The sequence below is a fragment of the Longitalea luteola genome, assembly GCF_017356035.1.
Lineage (GTDB): Bacteria > Bacteroidota > Bacteroidia > Chitinophagales > Chitinophagaceae > Niastella > Niastella luteola.
In genome coordinates, this window is the sequence record NZ_JAFIQX010000013.1 from 60,471 (window position 1) to 84,973 (window position 24,503).

21 protein-coding genes are annotated in these 24,503 nt (G+C 46.6%); 18 read left to right on the plus strand and 3 right to left on the minus strand.

The genetic code is table 11. From position 1 onward, the window contains the following. Positions 1–27 precede the first annotated feature (27 nt). The 10 genes from JUB15_RS24455 (at position 28) to JUB15_RS24500 (ending at position 9,812) form a co-directional block, all read left to right on the plus strand. Entirely contained in the window at positions 28–993 is a 966-nt protein-coding gene (locus tag JUB15_RS24455; RefSeq protein ID WP_207515286.1) for a sugar phosphate isomerase/epimerase family protein, read from the plus strand. 51 nt (positions 994–1,044) lie between these two features. Continuing rightward, a complete protein-coding gene (locus JUB15_RS24460; protein WP_207515287.1) occupies positions 1,045–1,770 on the plus strand; it encodes an RraA family protein in 726 nt (241 codons plus the stop codon). A 14-nt stretch (positions 1,771–1,784) separates the two neighbouring features. Beyond that, positions 1,785–2,561 (plus strand): SDR family NAD(P)-dependent oxidoreductase, encoded by a 777-nt coding sequence (locus JUB15_RS24465; RefSeq protein WP_207515288.1) that lies wholly within the window; start codon positions 1,785–1,787, stop codon positions 2,559–2,561. Between the two features lie 7 nt (positions 2,562–2,568). Further along, entirely contained in the window at positions 2,569–3,702 is a 1,134-nt protein-coding gene (locus JUB15_RS24470) for a mandelate racemase/muconate lactonizing enzyme family protein (RefSeq protein ID WP_207515289.1), read from the plus strand. Between the two features lie 2 nt (positions 3,703–3,704). Beyond that, positions 3,705–4,580, plus strand: a complete 876-nt coding sequence (locus tag JUB15_RS24475) for a RidA family protein (RefSeq protein ID WP_207515290.1) — start codon at positions 3,705–3,707, stop codon at positions 4,578–4,580. 4 nt (positions 4,581–4,584) lie between these two features. Then, positions 4,585–5,349, plus strand: coding sequence for a creatininase family protein (locus JUB15_RS24480; RefSeq protein ID WP_207515291.1), 765 nt, complete (start codon positions 4,585–4,587; stop codon positions 5,347–5,349). Between the two features lie 9 nt (positions 5,350–5,358). Then, the gene (locus JUB15_RS24485; RefSeq protein WP_207515292.1) at positions 5,359–6,693 is read left to right on the plus strand and encodes a sugar MFS transporter; all 1,335 of its coding nucleotides are present in this window, start codon (positions 5,359–5,361) and stop codon (positions 6,691–6,693) included. A 158-nt stretch (positions 6,694–6,851) separates the two neighbouring features. Then, a complete protein-coding gene (locus tag JUB15_RS24490) occupies positions 6,852–8,195 on the plus strand; it encodes a hypothetical protein (RefSeq protein WP_207515293.1) in 1,344 nt (447 codons plus the stop codon). 127 nt (positions 8,196–8,322) lie between these two features. Continuing rightward, entirely contained in the window at positions 8,323–9,486 is a 1,164-nt protein-coding gene (locus JUB15_RS24495) for a sialidase family protein (protein WP_207515294.1), read from the plus strand. Positions 9,487–9,623: 137 nt separating this feature from the next. Next, positions 9,624–9,812 carry a hypothetical protein gene (locus JUB15_RS24500; protein WP_207515295.1) on the plus strand — a complete coding sequence of 63 codons (189 nt, stop codon included), beginning with the start codon at positions 9,624–9,626 and terminating at the stop codon, positions 9,810–9,812. Positions 9,813–9,929: 117 nt separating this feature from the next. Here the strand turns inward: JUB15_RS24500 and JUB15_RS24505 are convergent, their stop codons facing one another. Then, positions 9,930–10,460: a YciE/YciF ferroxidase family protein gene (locus JUB15_RS24505; protein ID WP_207515296.1), complete on the minus strand. Its 531-nt coding sequence runs from the start codon at positions 10,458–10,460 to the stop codon at positions 9,930–9,932. 174 nt (positions 10,461–10,634) lie between these two features. Here JUB15_RS24505 and JUB15_RS24510 point away from each other — a divergent pair, with 174 nt between their 5' ends. Then, a complete protein-coding gene (locus tag JUB15_RS24510) occupies positions 10,635–11,642 on the plus strand; it encodes a bestrophin family protein (protein ID WP_207515297.1) in 1,008 nt (335 codons plus the stop codon). Positions 11,643–11,768: 126 nt separating this feature from the next. Next, positions 11,769–12,728 (plus strand): SdiA-regulated domain-containing protein, encoded by a 960-nt coding sequence (locus tag JUB15_RS24515; protein WP_207515298.1) that lies wholly within the window; start codon positions 11,769–11,771, stop codon positions 12,726–12,728. 78 nt (positions 12,729–12,806) lie between these two features. Here the strand turns inward: JUB15_RS24515 and JUB15_RS24520 are convergent, their stop codons facing one another. Further along, entirely contained in the window at positions 12,807–14,054 is a 1,248-nt protein-coding gene (locus JUB15_RS24520; RefSeq protein WP_207515299.1) for a polysaccharide lyase family 20 protein, read from the minus strand. A gap of 382 nt (positions 14,055–14,436) precedes the next feature. Continuing rightward, positions 14,437–15,150 (minus strand): SDR family NAD(P)-dependent oxidoreductase, encoded by a 714-nt coding sequence (locus JUB15_RS24525; protein WP_207515300.1) that lies wholly within the window; start codon positions 15,148–15,150, stop codon positions 14,437–14,439. A gap of 298 nt (positions 15,151–15,448) precedes the next feature. On the opposite strand from JUB15_RS24525, the gene JUB15_RS24530 reads away from it, so the two are divergent. From JUB15_RS24530 to JUB15_RS24555, 6 genes are all read left to right on the plus strand, one after another. Then, the gene (locus JUB15_RS24530; RefSeq protein WP_207515301.1) at positions 15,449–17,080 is read left to right on the plus strand and encodes a pectate lyase family protein; all 1,632 of its coding nucleotides are present in this window, start codon (positions 15,449–15,451) and stop codon (positions 17,078–17,080) included. A gap of 102 nt (positions 17,081–17,182) precedes the next feature. Next, positions 17,183–18,247, plus strand: coding sequence for an NADH:flavin oxidoreductase/NADH oxidase (locus tag JUB15_RS24535; protein ID WP_207515302.1), 1,065 nt, complete (start codon positions 17,183–17,185; stop codon positions 18,245–18,247). A gap of 101 nt (positions 18,248–18,348) precedes the next feature. Continuing rightward, positions 18,349–18,624: an ArsR/SmtB family transcription factor gene (locus JUB15_RS24540; RefSeq protein ID WP_207515303.1), complete on the plus strand. Its 276-nt coding sequence runs from the start codon at positions 18,349–18,351 to the stop codon at positions 18,622–18,624. A 134-nt stretch (positions 18,625–18,758) separates the two neighbouring features. Continuing rightward, positions 18,759–19,892 (plus strand): efflux RND transporter periplasmic adaptor subunit, encoded by a 1,134-nt coding sequence (locus JUB15_RS24545; RefSeq protein WP_207515304.1) that lies wholly within the window; start codon positions 18,759–18,761, stop codon positions 19,890–19,892. 120 nt (positions 19,893–20,012) lie between these two features. Then, entirely contained in the window at positions 20,013–23,156 is a 3,144-nt protein-coding gene (locus JUB15_RS24550) for an efflux RND transporter permease subunit (protein WP_207515305.1), read from the plus strand. Continuing rightward, positions 23,153–24,499 carry a TolC family protein gene (locus JUB15_RS24555; protein ID WP_207515306.1) on the plus strand — a complete coding sequence of 449 codons (1,347 nt, stop codon included), beginning with the start codon at positions 23,153–23,155 and terminating at the stop codon, positions 24,497–24,499. The genes JUB15_RS24550 and JUB15_RS24555 overlap by 4 nt, the downstream gene beginning before the upstream one ends. Positions 24,500–24,503: the final 4 nt, after the last annotated feature.

Sequence of the window (24,503 nt, forward strand, 5' to 3'; positions counted from 1 at the left end):
AAATTTTAAATAATACATCACATAAACATGAGGAAAATAAAGTTTGCTGCCGTCCTGAGCAAGCCGTTGTGCCATGCTGTATTTGTCCTTTCTCTGTTACCTGTTATAGCAGGCTGCGGCACAGCCAATGCTACAAAGAGTGCCGGTGCCAAAGTTCATCCTGAGAACTGGAAGCTTGGTTCATCAACTTCATTAATACCAGTTTTGAAGCCGGAAGTAATAAAGGAAGTCAGGGAAAGCGGAATTCATTTTATCGAGATCGGTTGGAAGGATCACAACCTCGAAGGAAGCACATTCGCCGACAGGATGGATTACGCAAAAAGCGTGTTCGCGCAAGCCTCGGCTGAGGGTATAACTATCTGGTCTACCCATGTGCCTTATGGAAAGAATTTCGACATATCAAATCCCGATGCCGCAGCGCGAAAAAACACAGTGGCTTTAGTTAAGGAATATATCGATCTGGCCATTGAGATGAGGGCAAAGCAAATTGTTTTGCATCCGTCTGAACCTTTGGAAGAAAGCACTCGGGCACAGCGCATCATTAACTGCCGCGAATCTTTGCAGGAGCTTGCCGCGTATACAAAAGGGAAAGGTATAGCCCTGGCAATGGAATGCCTTCCGCCTAATTTTCTGGGAAGATCATCAAATGAAATGCTCGTTATTCTGGATGGCATTGAAGGCGTAGGCGTTTGTTTTGATTCCAACCATCTCTACCCCGAAAAGCCGGAGGAATTCGTCAGGAAAGTAGGAAAAAGGATCAGGACGGTGCACATCGCCGATTTTGATGGTAAAGTGCAGAAACACTGGATGCCGGGCAGAGGGGCCGTTGACTGGAACAAAGTTATTGACGCCCTTGCTGATATCGGGTATTCAGGGCCGTTCATGTATGAAGTGGTAAGGAGGGACAAGGAGACGCACACTTTTAAAGACCTCAAAGCAAACTTCGACTCTTTAAGAACGGCATGGTCAAACAGCAAAACCAGCAGGCGGTGAGCAGTGTGTTCCCTGTTAAATTTAATTGTCAGTACTTCTTAAAAATCACAAATGGAAAAGAACAATAGCAATTTGGTTATATCGAAAGCCTTATGGAAGGATGATAATGAATTATTTCAGATAGCCCGAAGAGAGTTATATACGGCGGTGATCGGTGATATTATGGACCAGATCGGATTGCTGCACCAGTTTTTGCCACCGCAGGTGCAACCACTGGAAAAAAATATGTATGTAATTGGCCGGGCCATGACGGTTTTGGAAGCTGATGTCATTGAAGACAAGCTTCAGCAGGGAAATAATCCCGTTCTTAAACAGTCATTCGGATTGATGCTGGATGCGCTGGATGACCTGAAAAAAAATGAAGTATATATCTGCAGTGGGGCGTCTCCTTCGTACGCACTATGGGGTGAACTGATGTCGGCCCGGGCAAAAAAATTAGGCGCGAATGGCGCGGTGGTAAATGGATATTCAAGGGATACAAAGGGAATTATAGCCATGGATTTTCCCACTTTTTCATTTGGCCGTTATGCACAGGACCAGGCGCCGAGGGGAAAGGTGGTGGATTTCAGAGTGCCAATAAAACTCGGAGATGTGGTTGTTGCCCCAGGCGATATTGTCATAGGTGATATCGATGGCGTTTGTATTGTGCCGGCCAATGCTGTAGAGGAAGTGTTTCGCCTGGCTATTAAGAAAGCAAGAGGAGAAAAAATGGTATACAGTAAGATAGTGGAGGGAATGAGCGCCAGGGAAGCATTTTACACCTATGGCATTTTATAATAATAGTATAACGTATGAACCTTGCAGGAAAGAATATACTGGTTACAGGTGGCGGCGGTTTCGGTGTGGGCGAAGGCATTTGCAGAGTGCTTTTATCAAATGGGGCTACGGTGATCATCAACGAGCGGGATGGTACTAACGCAGCAATGGCCGGCAAGAAATTTCCGGAAGCCCTCACTATTGTTGCCGACGTTAGTAAGCCTTCTGAAGTAGAAGCAATGTTTCAGCAGCTCAGCAAAAAAGTGCGGGTACTCCATGGTTTGGTCAATAATGCAGGCGTTGGGCTGAATAAACCAGCTCATGAAGCAACAGAGCAGGAATTTGGGGAGTTGTACGATGTGGATATGAAAGGCGTGTGGTTGATGTCGAAGTTCTTTGTGAATCAGCTGCTGAAGAATGGCAGTAAGGGAAATATTGTAAATATTTCGTCGGTCCATGCACATGCTACCATTTCCGGCTATGCTTTATACGCAAGTGCCAAATCCGCAGTGGAAGGCTTTACCAGGGGAATGGCAGTAGAACTGGGTAAGTATGATATCCGGGTAAATGCAGTGGCGCCGGGGTATGTTCACGCACAGCAAAACTATGCGCTGATCAGCAAGTTTACAGATGATCCTGAACAATGGGTTGAAGATCTTATCTCAAAAGAACAGGTACTGCACAAAAGAATAGAACCGGATGATTGCGGGAATGCAGTCGCCTTCCTGCTTTCCGATGCCAGTAGTTGTGTGACTGGACAAACGCTGTACGTAGATGGCGGAAATACGATCAAATTGTTTGGCTCTATTTAATATTACCATGAAAATTTCACGAATCACCTGGTATGAAGTAATCGTACCTGCCCATAAAGGATCTATTAATAGCAAAGAGATCAACAAACCACTGCATAAATTGCCCGTAGGAGCAAAGGAGGGATGGAGCCTGCAATTTGACGAGCTTCCAAAGCTGATAATAAAACTTGAGCTGGATTCAGGTATCATTGGCTGGGGCGAATGTTACCGCGGGCACAATGCCGCTGTCGTTGAAGACATCATTAACGTTCTACTCGGAAGAGATCTACGCAGTCTTACTTTACAGAAATTACCATTTGTTTTTTGCAGGGAATATGATGGCTTTGAATGCGCCATCTGGGATGCCTATGCAAAAGCGCATAACATGCGGGTGGTAGACCTGTTGGGAGGCCCGGTGAGAGACAAAGTGAAAGTTGGCGCGTGGTCGGGGCACAGATCGATAGCTGAGGTAGGGGACCTGGTAAAAAACTTTTCGGCAGCCGGATATGACTGTATAAAATTTAAATGTGATCTGGACGACAATGTTGTTGCCTGGTGCGAAGTGATCGCCGCAGAAGCACCGCGCATGCAGGTTATCCTGGATCCGAATGAAAGATGGGAATTTGGTTTTGAGGCACGTCGCAGAATGCATGCCCTGCAAAGAACAGGTAATGTTCTGTGCCTGGAAGACCCTATTCCCCGATGGAAATTAGCCGAATTTGCTGCCCTCAGATCAATTGGTTCAATTCCCATTGTGCTGCATGTTTCTCTGCCTTATATCCTGCATGGGCAGCGTATCCAGGATGCCGTAAGAGCGATTCAACTCGATGCGGTAGATGGTTTCAATTTCAACGCCGGTTTGGCAGACTTTCAACGGTTAGACCACATTGCTGCAGCCGCTCAACTGCCCTGCTGGCATGGCTCTGAAATAGACCTTGGTATACTGGAAGCGATGTACGTGCATAGTTCCGCTGCTGCTGCCTCCTGTGTATGGCCCGGCGATATATTCGGGCGAATGATCCGCGAACATGATCTGTTGAGAACACCATTGAAGTTTGAGCCGCCCTATGTTCACTTGCCGCAAGGTCCGGGCCTCGGCATAGAACCCGACATGGAAGCGATAGCGCATTACCAGGTCAATACAAAAGAGTATAAATTATAAATATGAGAAATCCTTTTATCAGCACAGATGCAGATAAAGCTGCCATATGGGAAATGCTTGTTACCCGCGATATCGATGCTTTTACAAAAAATGATTGGTCAGTCATTGAAGACGATTTTATTGAAGAAGGTTTTATTGGCATCGATGGAAAACTTCAACCCGATCCGGACAATTGGAAATTGAGTTTTCCGAACCTGGAGGCCTATAAAACAGAATGGTTGAACCAGGCGAATGCATTTCAAAAAACGACCTGGAGTGCAGATCCAAAGTCAATGGTGCTGCAAGCGACCCAGCTCGACCTCATCGAGATCCACGAAAGAACTGCATTGGCGCATAAGAAATTTGCAGGATCACTGAAAAAAGCAAATGGTGAACGAGTTCCCATGAACTGGCAAACATTGTATCACTGTCGTAAGGTGCAGAACAAGTGGAAGCTGAGCGGGTTTACCGGTTATATTCCTTATTTCATCGCCCATGAACCGCAAAAACAAAATACCATGATAAGAGTGCCCGAACATGCTTCACAACATACTACCGCAGGACCTTATTCACCCGTGTTGATCGTGCAGCCCGGCACGATGGTCGTGATCTCAGGCCAGGCGGCCATCGATACCGATGGAAAGGTTATTGGAGATACCATTGACGAACAGGCGGCTTTTACCCTTGATAATTGCAGAAAGCAGCTGGGTTTTGCCGGGTGCGACCTTAATAATGTTTTTAAGGTCAACGTTTACATGAAAGACCTGAAAGACTGGCCACAATTTAACGAAGTATATAAAAGATATTTCGGTTGGCCGCAACCCGTTCGCACCACTATACAGTGCGGGCTATTAGATAAGCTCTTGATAGAAATTGATATGTGGGCAGTAAAAAAATAATTGTATGATCTGGGATCAACTGACATCATCACAAATAGCAGCGACAGACAGGAACATTCCGGTTATTTTGCCTTTAACGGCCACAGAACAGCATGGCCCGCACCTTCCATTAGCTACAGACAGAATGATTGCAGAGCATTTTATTTATTCATTGAATGCTGAAATGAATGACAAAATACTTGTTCTGCCCTCGATATATGTTGGCTGCTCGCATCACCATATTGATTTTGCCGGAACACTGAGCCTGGATCATACTACTTTTCTCGCCATTGTAAAAAATATGGTGAGGGCCGTCTTGCACCATGGCTTTCATAAGATCATCTTATTTAATAGCCACGGCGGCAATCAGGGAATTATGACGGTAATAATGGAACAGCTGGGTTTTGAGAATGCACATGCCCATTTTTTTGCAGCAACATGGTGGGCTATGGCAAGAGAGGCTCTAATGCAGGTTTCCGAAACAGGCAGGGGAGGAACAGGCCATGCATGTGAATTCGAAACTTCACTAATGTTACTGATCGCTGAAAAGCTGGTCGACAAAGCTAAAATAGAGCCGGGTGCCAACGCGCCAACATTTGAATGGGCTGAAGGCGATATGCTGTATGGTTCGGCAGCTTCCTACTTCCGTATGATCAAAACGATGACGCCGAATGGTATTTACGGTGATCCAACAAAAGCGTCGGCTGAAAAAGGTAGAAAAATAACGGATTGTGTTCTCAGGTCTTTAAAGCAAATGGTTACTGATATTTATAAAATGAATACAACCTAATTGACCGATATGAAGAAAGGGATACAAACAAAAACGCCAATGAATAATTACGCCGCGATGGTGATAATAGGCGTGCTGTTTTTCATATTCGGGTTTGTGAACTGGTTAAACTCCTTATTGATCCCGTACTTCAAGCTCGTCTGCAATTTGAACAATACACAGTCAATGCTCGTGGCTTTCATTTTCTATTTTGGTTATTTTGTCATGGCCATTCCTTCTTCGATGATCTTGAAAAGAACAGGCTTTAAGAATGGGATCATGATCGGGTTGTGGATCATGGCGGCGGGTTCACTCATTTTTATTCCGGCTTCATGTGTCCGCAGCTATCCTATGTTTTTATTGGGGCTGTTTGTACAGGCAACGGGACTTACGATTATGCAAACGGCCGCCAATCCTTACGTGACGATAATGGGTCCTATCGAGAGCGCAGCCCGCCGGATCAGTATCATGGGAGTTTGTAATAAAGTGGCGGGAGCTATTGCTCCATTGATCTTTATTCATGCCATTACAAAAAATCCTGACGAGATCGATCAAACGAAAGCTTTATTATCAGGGTTGGATTCCATTCAACAGGCCGGCCTGTTAAATAGCCTGGCATCCAGGCTGATAATTCCGTATGTGATCATGGCCGCTGTTTTATGTTGCCTGGGTATTATGATCAGGTATTCACCATTAAAAGAAGCAAAGGAGCAGGAGGCTGAGAATAAAAGGGCGCCGGCAGCCGACACCAGGACCAGTATCCTGCAGTTCCCTTACCTGATCCTCGGAGCGTTGGCTATCTTTTTTGCAGTAGGGGTAGAAGTACTGGCCGTTGATTCCATCATTTCCTATAGCCAGTTCAATGGATACAGCTTCAGAGAGGCTAAATTCTTTGCAACCTATACCTTGCTGATAATGGTGATCAGCTACATAACGGGCGCTATTGTGATACCGCGATATATTACGCAGAAAAAAGTTTTGCAGGTATCGGCTATCCTCGGGTTAATGCTGTCAGCAGGGGCGATCTTTATTGTTGGTAAACCTTCGCTTTGGCTGATCGCTTCGCTGGGCTTGTGCAATGCATTATTATGGCCATCTATCTGGCCTTTAGCCCTGGAAGGCCTTGGCAGGTTTACCAAGCAAGGATCTGCGATTTTAATAATGGGGGTGGTTGGCGGCGCAGTGATGCCATTGTTATATGGCTTGTTAAGCGATCATTATGATCAGCAGATGGGGTATTGGATCATGATCCCCTCATATGCTTTCCTGTTATTTTATGCTGTGAAGGGTAGTACCTGGGGCAGTCATAAACCTTTGCCGGCAGAAGAACAACCATTAACCATCAAACCGACGATTTCAAAGTGACAGTGTACCCGTGCATGTAATCGACTACGAGGCCGGGGATAACTGGAACGGATAGTACAATTTTTTAATATTGTCGTTGGCTAAAGCTTTTCCAATAAAATTTATAAAAATTAACCCGTTCTACTGTTTTTTGGCAGGGATTTTATAAAGTTGTAAGTATGAAACAGTTACTTACTCTCCTTAATATTGCTCTCGCATATCCGGCGACCGCCCAAACGCTTAATGACGTATACATTGGTGCGCAACTATATACAACTCCTTTTGATGGCATGCAGATCAATAACATTGTTATTTACTTCAGAAATGACGGCAGTTTCAATGATCAGCTAAACACAGCTGACTGGAAAACCACAGTTACCGGTACTTATGTCATTAAGAACAAACTGGTAAAACTGTCGTTCAGGAACGGCCAGGAACCTGTCACCTACCAATTGGCGGCCAATGGTAATTTGGTAAGTATGGCTGGTATTAAGCACACCTTATACAAAGTAAAGAAGGTAACCAGTTTAACGGCCTCAGCTTATGAAAAAAGATCAGGCAGCAGCCGGGGCGGCATGGGAACCGGCATGCCGGCTGCGGGTGTATTTTCTTCAAACTATTTGCATTTTGATGGGAAAGGGAATTTTTCTTTCAATCGGTCAGGTATTGTTGGTATCGGGTCTAATGATGCAGCCGGAAAGTATGAAAAGAATAGTAAAGGCAGTGGCAGGTATAAGTTAGGTGACGGAGAAATAATATTGACCTTTAAGGATGGCAGCGTTAGCAAACATAGTTTCTTTTACAGTCCGCCAAATGAAGAAGATCTGATATTGTTAGATGGTGAGTTCTATTTCAGGGAGAAGGAGGGGCATCAGCCAGAGGAAGCAGTTGCTTCGGAAACAAAAAATGATGCTCTGCCGTCTGCCGCTGAATTAATGAACGAGTTACGGTTACGGTATGGTGGAGAAAGCATCGATAACATAACGACCCTTAAAGAAACGGCTACTATTAGCGGCAATATGGAGGCTGTTTCAGTTACTGATATCGTAAATAATAAAATACGGCTTGAGATCAGGCAGCATGGTCAATTGCTGATGGTTAAACAACTGGAAGGTGATTCAGGCTGGCAATGGGTAAAAGGCAAAAGGTCTGCACTGCTGCAACGCGATAAGGAAGAGCTGCGCTTAAGTTTATACCAGGGCGTTCTTGGGTTACATAAAAAATTGAATGGTTATTTTACAAAAGGAACTGTCGCGAGATCAGGCAGCGATTATATGATCACTTTTTATAAAGGCGATAAAAAGCTGGTGTATTTGATCGGCAGCGATTATTCGTTGAAGGGTAATGCGTATTCGGTAACAGAGGCGCCGAATATGTCGGTATATAAAAATTTTGCTAAGTCAAAAGGTATTACCTATCCTTCGGTTACGGAAACTACAGATGGAAGGAACAAGCTGACAGTAACAACAACAAGCATGGAGTTCAACCCTGTTTTGACAGCAGATAGCTGGATGGCCCCATAGCCGGCACATATTTCTATCCTGATTCAAGGACAACGTTTGGAATTTGCGATAATGCCGTATGTGCCCGATTAGATGCTCAAACAAAAAGTTTTGAGTTATCTTTAGCTTTTATGCATAATATATTATCATGATCAAGGTCTTTCTGTCTTTAGGGTTAATGATAGCCGGATTGTATGTTAAGCATGGCAACAGCAATGAGAATATGCAGTCTGCTGTTGCAAAAAAACCGGGTGTTGTTCTGGAAGAATTTTTGTTTACGAGTGCACCCTTTCCTTCCTGCCATGCTGTTACCCTCGTTGAGCTGGAAAACAGGGAACTGCTCGCTACCTATTTTGGTGGTACCTATGAGCGGCATCCGGATGTTGAGATACGATTGCAACGTAAAAAATCAGATGGCGCCTGGACGGCTCCAATAAGTGTGGCGGATGGTATACAGCCAGATGGTAAACGATTTCCTACCTGGAACCCGGTTATTTTTCAACCGAAAGGAGGACCCTTGACGCTTTATTACAAAGTTGGACCCAGTCCTAAAGAATGGTGGGGAGAATTTAAGACCTCCAGCGATAATGGAGTTTCCTGGAGTAAAGCGCAGAGATTGCCGGATAGCATACTTGGTCCGATAAAAAACAAACCGATCCAGTTGAGTGACGGCACCATTCTTTCCGGATCGAGCACGGAGGATCACGGATGGCGGGCCCATATAGAGCGTAGTACAGACGGCGGTAAGAACTGGAGTGTCATCGGGCCACTGAATGATCCTAAAAAACTGGGTGCAATACAACCCACCTTACTTACGCATGCCGATGGCAGCATTCAGATGTTGTGCAGAACGCCTAACAATCAGGATGGCCATATTGCAGAATGCTGGTCGCGGGATAAAGGCCTTACCTGGTCGGAAATGAAGCCCTCCACGCTGCCCAACAATAACTCAGGTCTGGACGCTGTTACCCTTAAAGATGGGCGACATGTCCTGGTCTATAATCACTCAACACGCGATCAAAAAGGCATGGGGCACAAAGGACGCGGGGTCATCAATGTAGCTGTAAGTAAGAATGGCAAAGACTGGGAAGCGGCGTTAATACTCGATTATATCGACCAGCCAAACAAACAATATTCCTACCCCTCCCTTATTCAAACTTCCGATGGGTTGGTGCACATCGTATATACCTGGCACCGGACACGGATCAAACATGTTGTTATAGATCCGAACAAACTGGAAACTTTTCCCATAAAAGATGGCCGGTGGCCGTATGATAAAATACCGCTTGTAAAAAGCAGTGAGAAACAGTAATTACTTTGAACCGTATCTTGGTTAAAACCGGCCACACTCGTTCCTGCCCACGGCAGGCGCCCTATGCTGGCAGAATTTTTAGTGATTAAATAATAAATGGCAGCTGCTGCCAATTGTTTAATTAAAAAAATACTGTCATGAAAGTAAAGGAAATGGCTACTTCAGCCGCAGAAATGGTAGGATCCCGTGTAGTAGCAAAAGGAGCGAATAAAGCTATTCAGTCATTACCCATGCAAAAGCAGAATAAGATAAGAGGCGCCCTGATGATTGGTGCGGCAATGTTCATGCTTGTGTCTGGCTTGAAGATGCTTAAAAGAAGGGGCTGAAAACTTATTGTTGAGCGTTCGCAAAACAATCTTTACCGAAATCAATGCAAAACGCCTCAAATAAATGATCGCGTTTTGCATTATTTCCGGCCCATACAATGCTGTATGGCTATATAGCTAAGCGTTCATTTTTTCCTGGCTTGCTTCTGTATTAATGCCAGCCTCTGCTATCGTGGTCAGGGACAGGTCGGCTTCCTTTTCTTCTTCCAATGTAGGAACCAATAATTCTGCGATCTTGTTTTGCCCCATGGTCTTGGCAAGGGTGATCAGGCTGCCATAGGAAGCTATTTCATAGTGCTCTACCTTCTGAGCAGCTATGATCAGGGCAACATCACGCTGCGAAGATCCTTCCTCTGTTTCGTCTATCACTTTCCATCCTTCGTCAAAAAGCCCCTGAAGACCCATGCAAGGTTGTGTTCTGGGAGGAATGCCTAACTGCGAAAAAACTTCCTCAAGCCGTAATTTGTGCTGTTCTGTTTCTTCCATATGCTCAATGAACGCCTCTTTTAACTGGGTATTGGTTGCGGCAGTACTCATCGTATTAAGCATCTGGGCCAGATGCGTTTCCGCCCAATAAAGTTCTTGCAGAGAGGTTTCAAAAAAGCTCTGCAACATCGAATTTCTGTTTTCCTGCATGTTACTTTCCATATAGCTATTTTTTTGTGAATGATAAATCGTTAACAATGGGAATGTTTTTGCACACTATGGCATAACTGACGCAATAACTATTCCGTGAGTGTCTTGCGTTCCGGTGCAGGGAAGCCAAAAAAGGTAGTTATAAAATCCGCGAATTGAATTTATTACACGAGATTTATTTTAAAAATGCACACCGGGAAATCCTACAAACTTTCTGAGTTCCTGTTCTGGACAAGGAGGAGTATATTCTGGCTTTTTCTGTTAGGCACGATTCCGACCGTTTTATACGAGGCACTCGATTGGAAATGGTTATCGGTACCGTGGGCCGTTGTCGCCCTGCTGGGTACTGCCACTGCTTTTATTGTCGGGTTTAAAAATGTACAAACCTATAATCGTACCTGGGAAGCCAGAAAGATCTGGGGCGCTGCGATGGGCGCCAGCCGGTCATGGGCGTTGATGTGCCGGGATTATATCGAGGATAGAGATCAGGCGCGTAAACTTATTTACCGGCATTTTGCCTGGCTTACCGCTTTACGCTACCAGCTCAGGGCCAGCAGGAGTTGGGAAACAACCGACACTTTGTACAACAAAGAATATAAACGCTACTATTCCATTCCGGAAAAAGAAACATCTTTAGATGATGAGTTATTAAAATATATCTCAAATACGGAACTGGCTGGTATATCTGCGAAGAATAATAAGGCCGTTCAGTTGCTTGCTTTGCAGGGCGAAGCGTTGAAACGCCTTTATAATGGCGGATCCCTTGAAAATTTCAGGTACCTTGAAATGCACAAGGCCTTAAGAGAGCTGTCTGACCACCAGGGTAAAAGCGAAAGGATCAAGAACTTTCCCTATCCCAGGCAATACGCTACCATCAATAACCTGTTTGTAAAACTATTTTGCATCCTGCTTCCTTTTGGCCTGCTGGGAGAATTCAATGATTTCAATAACGGGATGACTGGTGTCCTAAAAGGCAATATGGTATGGTTTGTTATTCCGTTCAGTGTGCTCATCTCCTGGGTATATACATCGCTGGAACAGGTAGGCGAAAGTACTGAAAACCCCTTTGAAGGTAATGCGAACGATGTGCCGATTTCGCAAATGAGCCGGACTGTGGAAATTGACATCAGAGAAATGTTGGGGGAAACCGATCTGCCTGCAGCCCTGAAGCCGCAAAACAATATTGTATTATAAATGCTAAATCTCAATGTTATCAGAATGTTATGGGGTGGAATAAGTTTTTAACAGTACAGGAGTAAAGAAAGAATGTAGCATGGAGCGTAACGCTGATTAGCATTAAATTGACCTAAAATTCTGATTATGTCGAAAAAAGAAGCAATATGGATGATCTCCGTCGTCGTAGTTGTCATTGGCGCATTCTATTATTATATGAAATATATCTATAAACCCACTCCCAAACAGCCTGCTGAAGTACTGGCCGCAAATTCTGCTTCAGGGCCGGCCGGAACGGTGGAGTGGCAGGAATGGCTATTACCCGATGAGCTGAAAGAGATCTCGGCGAATGTTTTTCAGGATGATACGCACATGGCCTGTATCGACGATAATGAGGGCATCATATACATCTATAACCTGCAAAGTAAACGTATTGATGACAAGATCCGGTTTGCCGGAAAGGGTGATTATGAGGGACTGGCAAAGGTGCAAAATACCTGGTATGTATTGCGGTCTGATGGTTTTTTGTACGAAGTTCAACCAGGGAGCAAAGATCCCGCAGTTAAAACGGTCGATCTGCCACTTGGTGTAGAAAATGATACCGAGTCTTTATGTTACGATAGCGCCCACAACAGACTGCTTATTGGCGTGAAAGAAAAAGATCTGACGGAGCAGGATAAAAAAGGTTTTTATAGTTTCGATCTGAAGACCAGGAAAATGAATACCAATGCGGTTTTTTATATAGAATCCTCGTATAACAGTGAGGATAAGGAAGAGAAAGATAAACATAATGATCAGGAGAAGGCTAAAGACAAGGATAAGAGCGGTAAGGGAAAAGACAAGAAAAAGAAAAAAGGTGACGCTGAGATCAAACCTTCGGGAATTGCTATAAACCCGGCAAACAGTGAATTGTATATCCTGGATGGGCCTTCTTCCAGATTGTTTATTGCTGATGCTACTGGTAATATAAGATCCAAAATTCAGTTAGATAAGAAGATCTTTCCGCAGCCCGAGGGATTATGTTTTAATTCAAAAGGCGATCTTTATATTTCAAGCGAAGCCGGTAAAAATGAACAGGGCGTAATTGTTAAGTTCAAGCCCGACTAAGAGGCATGACTACCTTTTAAAAGAAATGGCGGTTCCACTTACGAGCGGAACCGCCTTTTTTACTTAGTTATCTGCTCCCTATTTTACTATTGTGAACGTGATCGTTTTTGAAGTTCCGGCTGTGCCGCTTGCACCATCAGATGTATATGGGGTAGCTTTCAGGGTATAGGTGCCCAGTGCGGGGGGAGCCCAGTTGCCATAATAAAAGTTACCATTTTCATTATCGCCATGCAGCGCAAACGGTGCTTTGTTATCGGTATAGGTCTTGCTTTGTTTGCCGCTTAATTCAAACTTTACACTTCCTACGGTTGTAGTAGAGGTAATCGCGCGAATATTTGCGTTTTCCAGCTTCAGGGCGCTCAGGCTGATGGTTTGGCCATTGGTAATGGTCATTACATCTGAATCGGTAGCCGAGTTAACCAGTTTAAAGCCTGTGATGCTTTGAGTGCTGGTAGTGGTTGTTGTAGTTGTTGTGGTAGTAGGCACAGTGACATTGGGAACAGGCACCATGTCATTATAGGTAGCATATTCATTGCCCATTTTGATATCATCAAAGTAAAGTACACGTTTGTTGGTAGCAGATGTACGCGTACCATTCCAGTATGATTTGTAGATACCCAGTTTCCAGAAAGGCAGGTGATACGTGTCGTTGATGGGATAGCTGTTAGGGCCGCTGTGATTCACGATCTTTTGCCCATCACGCCAGATCTCAACCAAACCGTCAGAACCGGCCGTGTGCTTAACGTGCAATACATAGGCATGCCATTTATCTTTATCCAATGCACCCATATCGATCCAGGTATCCATTACGCGCAGATACAGTCTGTCAGACTTTGTGCGTAAGCAAAGTGACGGGGTAGTGCCGCCGCCCTGGTGCCATTGCGTGATCACTTCATCGGTAGCATCAATTTTATAATCGGCGCTGGGCACAAACAAAGAGTAAGCATACCAGCGGTTGTTGTTTGTTGCGTTCGGGAAGGTGATCTCGGCTCTTGTTCCGCTCTGTACTTCAGGGTCTGTATCTCTTAATTCAAAACGAACTGATTTGGTGCCATTGTAAAACTGATTGGTTGACGCTGTAATAGAATAGGAAGCTGCAGCCTGCAATTTTCCGTAGGTGTTATTAAACCAGGTGCCATCAGCATTCTCCTTGTACAAAAGACTGGCCAGTGATTCGGTAGACACAGTTTTGTTCTCCACGCTTTCTGCAGGCATTGCAGCAGTTGGTTGCATAACATCTTTTTTACATGAATACAGGGAGGCAAGTAAAAGAGATACGGCCAGCACACGTTGATTTTTCTGAATAAAGTTTTTTGAGGTACGCATTTGAGTTTTCATTTAGGGTTTTTAATTAATGTTAGATAGTGCTTTTACTTACCACTCATGGTTAACTTTTCTGCGAAGTGCATTTCTTGAAGTTTTCCACTCAGGCGTTCATCGCTTTTTTTTCATTTGCTCGAATCTGAACTATAAACTGCAATTGTATTGTTCTTATTTCCCGAAGAAATAGGGAAGAACCATTTTTACGTAGTAATAACTAGAGGCGCATCCAAAGTTCTTACTCCGGTTTAGTATGATCTATTATTCGTTATTGGGACAGTTATTATTTACCTGGCTTTAACCAGCAGATTGTGCTTTAATTGTAAGCAGGACAATGCAGGGCGTTTTTTTGCGCAGTAACATTGAATTGTAATATATATAGTGGCTATTATCCTATTTTCCGGTAGATCCAGAATGGCAGCAGTTTCATGATACTTGCAATCAGCCGCCAGCGTTTTGTTACGTAAGCAACCCGCTTTCTGGCTGCAATGGCAGTCCTGATCTGGCGGGCGGCTTTCTCTACCGGGGCTGCCCAGAACTGCCCCTGTCCTTTGGCCATTTTTGTATTAACAAACCCTGGACGGATATCTGTAATGAAGATGCTCGTGTTTAATTTGCGGGCTTTGATGTTCAAACCTTCTGCATAATTACTTATATAAGCTTTGCCGGCACTGTAGGCGGGCGTAAAGCTATTGCCCCTTACTGCAGCCACAGAAGAGATGACCGCCAGTTGGCCGTGGCCGCCCTGTTTAAGATAATAATTAAATGTAAAAGCCGCTATTTTCACAAAACCCATCACATTGGTAGCGGTGGAATCAATTTCTATTGCAGCTACCAGGTCTTCCGACGGCTCGCCATAACCGGCACTATAGATCAGCAGATCGAGGCCACCCATACGAGCGATCAATGCCTCCAACTGCCCGATCGCTTCCGCGCCCTGTACATCAAAACAGGCCGTGTGTATGGCGGGGTGTTGTCTTTTCAATTCCAGCAATAATTCCTGCCGTCTGCCGGTAACTGCCACGGTATGACCAAGGGCTATATACTGTTTCGCTAATTCCCGCCCGATGCCGGAAGAGGCTCCAATGATAATGACCTTCATGCGATGGATTTGATGGTTCCTTCAGTAAATGTACTAAGCCTTACCCGTAGCAGAAATTAAACCTGCGTGCTGTATCTGTTAGTCCTGTTATCCAGTCAGATAGCTGGCTTTGTATCTGATATGTCAAATAGACACTTTATTGGTTGATCAAATTGCCCCAGTCAATTTTTCTTCGGATAGTAAAATGTGCAGGTGCGAATGCAACCTAAAAATGTAATATTGACTCTTATAAGTAAATAGCTTGCGTTTTTCAAAAGAACGCTCCATAAATAGCGTCTAAACACAAAATTTACCAGACATGAAAACAAACCTCCGGGTTTCCGTTTTGACATTAGCTTGTTTAAGTTTTGGCACGATTGCACAAGCCCAGTATCCGACCATTCCTCCTGCGATGGAAGATTCGGCCAACCAGGTAATGAAAGAATTTAAAAGAAGATCCGATGAAGCATGGGCGAAAGCATTGCCCATTATCGAAGCGGATGCAAAGAATGGCAAGCCGTATATTCCCTGGGCGGCCAAACCATCTGATCTGCCACAGGCAAAGATACCTGCTTTTCCCGGCGCTGAAGGTGGTGGCGCTTATTCCTTCGGTGGCAGGGGCGGTAAAGTGTATGTAGTAACCAACCTGAACGATAGTGGTCCCGGGTCGTTCCGCGAAGCCTGCGAACAGGGTGGGGCGCGCATCGTTGTGTTCAATGTGGCCGGAATCATTCATTTAAAGAGCCCTGTAATTATCCGGGCGCCCTATATTACCATTGCCGGACAAACTGCCCCCGGTGATGGCGTGTGCATTGCTGATGAATCGGTATGGATCGATACCCACGACGTGGTGGTACGTTTTATGCGCTTTCGCCGCGGTGCTACAGAAGTTACCCGCCGCGACGACGCCCTGGGTGGAAACGGTGTAGGGAATATCGTTTTCGATCACGTTTCGGCCAGCTGGGGACTCGATGAGAATATGAGTATGTACCGGCACGTGTACGACAAAGGCGACGGATCGAAACCGCAGAAGTTACCTACCGTGAACATCACCATGTCGAATTGTATTTTCTCCGAAGCGCTGGATACGTATAACCATGCTTTCGGCAGCACGATCGGTGGACATAACAGCGGCTTCATGCGTAACCTGTGGTCGAGCAATATCAGCCGCAGCCCGTCGATTGGTATGGACGGTGATTTCAACTTTGTGAACAATGTGGTATTTAACTGGTGGAATCGCAGCGCTGATGGCGGTGATCACAGATCGTTGTTCAACTTCATCAACAACTATTTCAAGCCCGGTCCCATGACGCCAACCGATAAACCGATCGGCCACCGTATTTTGAAGCCCGAATCAGGCCGCGACCAGGCGAATGCCCAACGTTTCGGTAAAGCATATGTAAACGGTAACATTGTGGAAGGTAACGAAGCCGTTACCAAAGACAACTGGGCCGGTGGCGTGCAGGTGCGTGATATGGCCGATGCAGGTGAGTTCACTTCGCAAATACGAGTGGATAAACCTTTCCCCATGCCGAAGATCACTATCATGTCGGCCAAAGAAGCCTATAACTATGTACTTGAGAATGCAGGTGCTACCTTACCCAAACGCGATGCCGTTGACCAGCGGATAGTAAAGCAGGTCAAAGAGAACAAGATATACTATACCGAAAACGGCAAAAACGCTGATGATGTTGGCAAATTTGTAAAACGCCGTTTGCCTGCAGATTCCTATAAAAAAGGTATTATTACCCATCCCAGCCAGGTAGGTGGATATCCTGAATACAAAGGAACGCCTTATAAAGACAAAGACAACGACGGTATGCCCGACAGCTGGGAAACAGCCCACAAATTAAATCCCAACGATGCGGCTGATGCAGTAAAAGACCGTGATAACGACGGCTACACCAATATCGAGGAGTTTATAAACAGTGTTGTGAAAGTTAAAATGTAATTAACTTCTCACTTATCAGATAGCAAACAGGGCCATCCGCAGGCGGCGGATGGCCCTGTTTGTTTTAGCTTTTCATTACTTTTATAGCCAATCTTCCAGTATATGTCAATATTATTTACCCCGCTTCAGCTAAGATCAGTGCAGTTCAGGAACCGAATTACGGTATCACCCATGTGTCAGTACTCCTCAGTAGATGGGTTTGCTACCGACTGGCACCTGGTGCATTTGGGCAGCAGGGCGGTAGGCGGGGCAGGACTTATCATCACAGAAGCAACGGCCGTTTCGCCGGAAGCCCGCATCTCGCCGTTTGACCTTGGCATCTGGAAAGAAGAACACCTGGAGAAACTACAACAGATCACAGCTTTTATGACTGCACAGGGTGCTGTTCCCGGCATCCAGTTAGCCCATGCCGGCCGCAAAGCCAGTACCAATGTGCCCTGGAAAGGCCGTGGTAAAGTGGCTATTGAAGAAGGTGGCTGGCAGGTGGTGGCGCCTTCTGCTATTGCCTTTGCCGACAATTATCCCATGCCAGTTGCGCTGGATACAACCGGCATTCGAAAGATCATAAATGACTTTATCACAGCGGCCGACCGGGCTTTACGGGCCGGCTTTAAAGTGGTTGAAATACATAGCGCCCATGGTTACCTGATCCATGAGTTCCTGTCGCCCCTAAGTAATAAGCGTACCGACGAGTATGGCGGTTCCTTCGAGAACCGTATCCGGTTGCTGCTGGAGATCATTGCCGGCGTTCGAACAGTATGGCCTGCCGACCTGCCCTTACTGGTGCGTATATCCGCTACCGACTGGGCAGAAGGTGGTTGGGATATTGAGCAGTCTGTGCAGCTTGCCGGCCTGCTGCAACAGCATGGAGTAGATCTGCTGGATGTATCTTCAGGCGGCCTGGTCAACTACCAGAAGATCACTGCCGGGCCAGGTTACCAGTTACCTTTTGCTTCCCGTATTAAAAAAGAAACCGGCATGCCCACCGGTACTGTTGGTATGATCACCACCGCCATACAGGCGGAAACCATTCTCGTTAATGGAGATGCCGATATGGTGATCATCGCCCGTGAAATGCTTCGCCAGCCATATTTCCCATTACAGGCGGCGCATGAGTTAAAAGAAAATACTCACTGGCCGGTGCAATATGAAAGGGCGAAGTGGTAGGTGCCTTACTTTTAGCTAAATTTGCATAGTGTGTACGATATGTAAGCAGCGGGTTGAACCTGATTATCCAACCCCTGATTTATAACTTGTAAGTAAACTATATGGAACTGAAGAAAGTAGAAAAGATATCAAAAGCACTCGCTGATCCGAACAGATTGCAGATCCTTAAGTCGCTGCATGCAAAACAAACCTGTATGTATTGCTCAGATATCAACGAGATCATTGACCTGGCCCAGCCTTCAATTTCTCATCACCTCAAGCTACTCACTGATGCCGAGCTGATCATTGCTGAAAAAGAAGGCCGGAACGTGAAGTATACCATGAATAATAAGATGATCGACCAATATGTTAAATTCCTGGTAGCCCTGAAGGTGTAAAAATTTTTTTTCTGGAATTAATTGACATATCGAAATGTTTCGATAGGTTTGTAGCCGAATTCAATCCTTGCAAAAGGATTTTTTTGGAGAAAATACATCGATTTATTTCGATATATCTATTTAAATTCAGCATTATGAACCGTTTATTACCGACCAGACTAATCAAAAAAAAGCAACAGACAGGCTTTGCGCCGGCGTTGACCCCGGCATCCATTGTTTCGGGATTATCTTTGTTATTGTTATTCTTTGGGGTCATCCTCTTAGACGCCTGCACCAGCCGGGCCAACCAAACTGAATCAGCAGCCGCTACAGCAATTGCAGCTGCTCCGGGTATACCTGCAGATGTATATGTAGTGGCTCCCGGCGAAGTGAAACAACTGATAGAGATAGCAGGAACCCTGGCTGCCAACCAGGAGGTTTCCATCTCGAGCGAGCTCACAAAGAAAGTGGTGAGCGTACCTGTAAAAGAAGGCCATTTTGTTAACAAAGGCGCTTTGTTGTTCCAGTTAGACGATGCAGATCTGCAGGCACAGCTGGAAAGGCTTCGGCAGCAGGAAAAACTGGCAGCGCTGAATGAAGCACGAATGAAAGACCTGTTAGCACATGACGCTGCTTCGCAACAGGACTATGACCAGGCTGCCACCAACCTGGCTGTATTGAAAGCTGAGATCAGGCAGTTGCAGACAACGATCGACAAAACCCGGATCCGCGCGCCTTTCGCCGGAAGGATCGGTATCATCCGTACTTATCCGGGTGCATTGGTTTCTCCGAATACACCCCTTACTACCATAGTAGACGATGCGCGGGTGAAAGTGGAATTTTCATTACCGGAGAAATATGCCAACCTGGTAAAACCCGGGAGCCTGCAACAATTTACAGTAGAAGGCGACAGTACGCGTTACAATGCCACGGTGATCTCCAAGGAATCCTTTGTAGACGCTACTACCAGGACTTTACTGTTGAGGGCCATTGCGATGAACCCGCAAAACAAACTCGTACCAGGTCAAAGTGCGCATCTTACCATCGCCCTGCGAACAGCTGAGGATGCCCTTCAAATACCGAGTCAAAGCCTTATGCCTTCTTCCCAGGGATATTCGGTATACCTGCTTAAGAATGGCAAAGCACAGGCAGCGCCGGTGGTAGTAGGGCAACGTGACGCGGAGAGCGTACAGGTGACCAAAGGCGTTCAACCAGGCGATACCGTTATCATCAGTAACCAGTTACGCCTTACGGCCGGCGCTGCAGTTCGTGTCGTAAACCTGAAATAGCTCCCGTTCCCTACCGCAGTTTTTATCCCATTCTCTTATTATAGCAACTTATTGCAAATATGGTAGCGCAGTGGATTCTCATTGTGCACCACCTTCTATTGACCATTTTTAATTAATTATATGAGCGCCATTTCACAAACGAGCATCTCCAGGCCGGTACTGGCGGGGGTGATGTCAGTTCTATTGATCTTATTTGGCATAGTGGGGTATACGTTCCTTGGTACCCGTGAGTACCCGGTAACCGATTCGCCCATTGTGACCGTAACAACCGTTTATCCGGGCGCCAGCGCCGATATCATAGCATCGCAGGTGACCAAACCGCTGGAAGAGGCCATTGCAGAAGCCAATGGCATCCGCGCCCTGTCTTCTGTAAGCCGTGAACAGGTGAGCATCATCACCGTTGAGTTCAATATGAATGCAGATCTGGAAGCAGCGGCCAATGATGTGCGCGACAAGGTTTCCAAATCGCGGCAGCAATTGCCTGTAGACATTGAACCAACGATCGTGGAAAAATCCGGCCCGCCAGAGTTCCTGGTGTTCCTTACAGTGCAAAGCGATACAAAAAGCCTGGAGGATATTACCGACTTCGTAAATATCAATATCAAGGAACGGCTGCAATCCATTCCCGGCGTTCGGCTGGTGGAATCCTACGCGGGCCGCAAGCGCGCCATGCGGCTGCGTATGGACCCGGTGAAGCTTTCTTCTTATGGCCTTTCGCCTGCCGATATCCAGGCTGCCTTGCAACGGGAGAATGTCGATCTGCCCAGCGGACGTATTGAAGGCCAGCAAACGGAAATGACACTGCGAACCATGGGGCGGCTGGTCACCGAAGATGATTTCAATAACATGATCATCAGCGAAAAGAACGGTGCTATCGTTCGTTTCCGGGATGTTGGCCAGGCCATCATGAGCTCACAGAACGAGCGTACCGCCATGATCGTAGCCGAAGGTCAAACAGCGCGGTATGGCGTTGGTACCGGCGTACAACCGCAACGTGGCGCCAACTCACTCGCTATTGTTGATGAGTTCAACAAACGATTTGAAGAGATCATTAAAACAGCGCCCAAAGAATACAATATCAGGCTGGGTAAAGATTTTACCGTGCCGGTAAAGAATTCCCTTTCTGAAGTGGAAGAAACCCTGATCCTGGCATTCGGCCTGGTAACCATTATCATTTTCATTTTCCTGCGCGACTGGCGCAGTACGCTGATACCTTTGGTGGCCATTCCTGTGTCTATCGTCTCCGCTTTCTTTATCATGTACATAGCGGATTATTCCATCAATGTGCTTACCCTGCTGGGTTTGGTGCTGGCCATCGGCCTGGTGGTAGACGATGCCATTGTGGTGCTGGAGAATATTTACTCGAAGGTGGAAGAGGGCATGACGCCGTTGGAAGCCGCGCGCAAAGGCTCCAATGAGATCTATTTTGCAGTTATATCTACTACCATTACGCTGGCCGCGGTATTCCTTCCGATCATGTTCCTCGGCGGAATCACCGGCAAACTGTTCAAAGAGTTCGTGGTAGTAGTGGCCGGTTCGGTATTGATCTCGGCGTTCGTGGCGCTTACCCTGTCGCCCATGATGAGCGCTTACCTGTTGAAAGCAGGCGCCCACCACAATTGGTTGTACCGGAAAACGGAACCTTTCTTCGTAAAACTTAATAACGGCTACGAACGCCTGCTGAAAGGTTTCATGCGGTACCGCTGGCTGGGTTTTGTTCTGCTCATTCTTTCTTTTGGCATTGCATACTGGCTGGCGCCGAAACTGCCTTCCGAGCTGGCCCCGCTGGAAGACCGGTCGCTGGTAGGTCTGGCGGTAATCGCGCCTGAAGGCACTTCCTTCGAAAGTATGGAAGAATCCATGAAAGAGATCAGCAATTACGTGGCTGATTCCATTCCAGACCTGAACAACAATGTAACCTATGCAGCTGTAGCGGCCGGCGTGGGTACTCTGGTGCAACCCGCCAACAGTGGGTTCCAGTGGGTATTCCTTGAAGATCCGCATAAACGGAAAAGTGGTTTAACCCAACAGCAGGTATATGAAAAGCTGGTCGCTGCCAGTGGCCGGTTCAGGAACGTGATCGTTATCCCGATCCAGATCCCTACCATCGGCGGTTTTGCTTCCAATCAGCCCATCGAATATGTAGTGCAGGCGCCTGATCTGAAAAGCCTGATCGATGTAATGCCCAAACTGACCGCCGCTACAGCCGGCAGTAAAAAGCTGAGTTTCGTAAATCCTGACTTCAAAGTGAACAGGCCCGAGATCAGTATTAACATCGATCGTCAGCGGGCGGCCCAGCTGGGTATCTCTACGCAGGAGATCGGCCGTACGCTGCAGTTAGCATTGAGTGGCCGGCGGTACGGATACTTTATTTACAATGACCGCCAGTATGAAGTGATCGGGCAGCTTGAACGTTCAGAGCGTTCCACACCGGAAAATCTTCGTTCGCTGTTCCTGAAATCTGCTAATAACGAAATGGTGCCGCTTGACAACCTGGTGTCACTGCATGAAGGGATCAGTCCGCCCGCTATTTACCGCTACAATCAAAGCTACAGTGTAACCATACAGGCTACGCCGGCTGCAGGCGTGAGCATGGGCGAAGCGCTGGATGAAATGGATCGCATTGCCAAAGAAACCCTGCCGCCGGGTTTCAGAACAACACTCGCAGGACAAAGCCGGGATTACCGGGAAAGTAGTTCAAGCCTCGTGTTTGCTTTCATCTTCGCCATCATCCTGATCTACCTGGTACTGGCGGCGCAATTCGAAAGCCTGATCGATCCGTTTATCATCCTGCTTACCGTGCCTATGGCTGTAACGGGCGCCCTGATCAGTTTGTGGGTAAGCGATAGTTCCATCAATATCTTCAGCCAGATCGGCATGATCATGCTGATAGGTCTGATCACCAAAAATGGGATCCTGATCGTGGAATTCGCCAATCAGCGGAAAAAAGACGGATTAAGTGTACGGGATGCCGTTATACAGGCGGCTGCCTCCCGCTTCAGACCCATTCTGATGACCACTCTGGCCATGATCTTTGGTGCGCTGCCCATTGCCCTCAGCCTGGGTAACTCTTCCGGAAGCCGCGCATCACTGGGTATTGTAGTGGTAGGGGGATTGGTGTTCGCCGGTATTCTTACCCTCTTCGTGATCCCTGCCGTGTACAGTTATTTCAGCCGCAAAGCGAGGCCCGTGCAAAATGATGTAAACGGAACTGCAGTATCTACTGCTGTTTCATCTCTTCAACCCAATACAGTATTATCATGAGATCACTAGCATTTCTTACGTATTTAAGCCTGTTTTCGATGATCGCACCGCTTGCGATCCTGGCGCAACCCGAAAAAAAACTCAGTTTATCCGATGCCGTATTGCTGGCAAAACAACATAACCGTGCTTTGAAAGCAAGTTCACTGGATATTTCCATGGCCCGTGAGCAGGTGCGGCAGGCAAAAAGTCTTTCGTTGCCTTCAGCCCAGTTGGGAGCACAGTACCTGCATTATTTTGCCTTGCCGGCCTTTTTCGGATTTGGGGAGAACGGCAGCGCCAGCAAGATCCCATACGCCCGCTTTGGCGGCCGCGATCAGTTTGCCGGAACCATCAACGCCAGCTATTCCGTGTACAATCCCATGGCAGCGCCCACCCGTAAAGCCGCGCAATTGCAGGAGCGGCTATCACAAACATCTTACCGGCAGTCATCCATCGACCTGGTGGCAGATGTACAGCAAACCTATCTTGGCATACTGGTGCTGGCGGAGCGGGTGAAGCTGCAGCAGGAAAGTTTGTTGCGTAATGAGAAGGCGTTGGCTGATGCAAGGTCTTTGCTGGCGCAGGGGCGGGGTTTGCGGGTAGATACGCTTCGTGCATACACAGCTGTGCAAAATCTGAAACCGGATATACTAAAACTTAATTATGCGATAGAAGTCGGCAAACAACAACTGATCACGCTGATGGGAACAGATTCGCTCACGCAGATCAGCTTAACTGATTCACTGGCGATACAGGCGCCCGCCGCGGTACCAACAGAAACTGAATTATATGAACAGGCATTGCGTCAGCGGCCCGACCTGCAGGCCCTCGCGTTGCAGCAACAGGTGAGTGAACAGCAAACAGCACTGGCCAAAGCAGCGCGGCTGCCGGTGGTGTCTGTTATCGGCCAGTACCAGCTGACAAGCCAGGCGCGTAGATTGGATTTTGTAAATGCCAACTGGCCTTCCACCTCTTTTGCAGGAGCACAGGTGGCATTACCCCTGTTCACGGGGTTTAGCAATCAGGCAAAGATCAGGCAGGCAGAATTGGCGCATCAGCAGTCCGGGATTCGGCTTACAGAAGCACAGCAGGCTTTGAAAACGACGGTTAAGCAGGTGATCGCCGATCTGAAAGAGACCTATGACAGAATGCAAACGCAATTGAAGGTCAAGGAAACGGCTTTGCAATCGTATGAGATCGTACAGTACAGATACGAAAAAGGCGTAACGTCCAGGCTGGAATTAACAGATGCAGAACTGGCTTTAACGGCCGCTCAACTGAATTACCTCGAAGCCGTTTACGAATATAGAAGTGCTGAAATTGCATTGGCAAGAACGAGCGGTTTGGAAGGCGTAGCTAAATAGGATA

Bases quoted from the DNA above. Each gene is read 5' to 3' on its own strand.
- JUB15_RS24455 (WP_207515286.1), top strand. From the start codon at position 28: ATGAGGAAAATAAAGTTTGCTGCCGTCCTGAGCAAGCCGTTGTGCCAT.
- JUB15_RS24460 (WP_207515287.1), top strand. From the start codon at position 1,045: ATGGAAAAGAACAATAGCAATTTGGTTATATCGAAAGCCTTATGGAAG.
- JUB15_RS24465 (WP_207515288.1), top strand. From the start codon at position 1,785: ATGAACCTTGCAGGAAAGAATATACTGGTTACAGGTGGCGGCGGTTTC.
- JUB15_RS24470 (WP_207515289.1), top strand. From the start codon at position 2,569: ATGAAAATTTCACGAATCACCTGGTATGAAGTAATCGTACCTGCCCAT.
- JUB15_RS24475 (WP_207515290.1), top strand. From the start codon at position 3,705: ATGAGAAATCCTTTTATCAGCACAGATGCAGATAAAGCTGCCATATGG.
- JUB15_RS24480 (WP_207515291.1), top strand. From the start codon at position 4,585: ATGATCTGGGATCAACTGACATCATCACAAATAGCAGCGACAGACAGG.
- JUB15_RS24485 (WP_207515292.1), top strand. From the start codon at position 5,359: ATGAAGAAAGGGATACAAACAAAAACGCCAATGAATAATTACGCCGCG.
- JUB15_RS24490 (WP_207515293.1), top strand. From the start codon at position 6,852: ATGAAACAGTTACTTACTCTCCTTAATATTGCTCTCGCATATCCGGCG.
- JUB15_RS24495 (WP_207515294.1), top strand. From the start codon at position 8,323: ATGATCAAGGTCTTTCTGTCTTTAGGGTTAATGATAGCCGGATTGTAT.
- JUB15_RS24500 (WP_207515295.1), top strand. From the start codon at position 9,624: ATGAAAGTAAAGGAAATGGCTACTTCAGCCGCAGAAATGGTAGGATCC.
- JUB15_RS24505 (WP_207515296.1), bottom strand. From the start codon at position 10,460: ATGGAAAGTAACATGCAGGAAAACAGAAATTCGATGTTGCAGAGCTTT.
- JUB15_RS24510 (WP_207515297.1), top strand. From the start codon at position 10,635: ATGCACACCGGGAAATCCTACAAACTTTCTGAGTTCCTGTTCTGGACA.
- JUB15_RS24515 (WP_207515298.1), top strand. From the start codon at position 11,769: ATGTCGAAAAAAGAAGCAATATGGATGATCTCCGTCGTCGTAGTTGTC.
- JUB15_RS24520 (WP_207515299.1), bottom strand. From the start codon at position 14,054: ATGCGTACCTCAAAAAACTTTATTCAGAAAAATCAACGTGTGCTGGCC.
- JUB15_RS24525 (WP_207515300.1), bottom strand. From the start codon at position 15,150: ATGAAGGTCATTATCATTGGAGCCTCTTCCGGCATCGGGCGGGAATTA.
- JUB15_RS24530 (WP_207515301.1), top strand. From the start codon at position 15,449: ATGAAAACAAACCTCCGGGTTTCCGTTTTGACATTAGCTTGTTTAAGT.
- JUB15_RS24535 (WP_207515302.1), top strand. From the start codon at position 17,183: ATGTCAATATTATTTACCCCGCTTCAGCTAAGATCAGTGCAGTTCAGG.
- JUB15_RS24540 (WP_207515303.1), top strand. From the start codon at position 18,349: ATGGAACTGAAGAAAGTAGAAAAGATATCAAAAGCACTCGCTGATCCG.
- JUB15_RS24545 (WP_207515304.1), top strand. From the start codon at position 18,759: ATGAACCGTTTATTACCGACCAGACTAATCAAAAAAAAGCAACAGACA.
- JUB15_RS24550 (WP_207515305.1), top strand. From the start codon at position 20,013: ATGAGCGCCATTTCACAAACGAGCATCTCCAGGCCGGTACTGGCGGGG.
- JUB15_RS24555 (WP_207515306.1), top strand. From the start codon at position 23,153: ATGAGATCACTAGCATTTCTTACGTATTTAAGCCTGTTTTCGATGATC.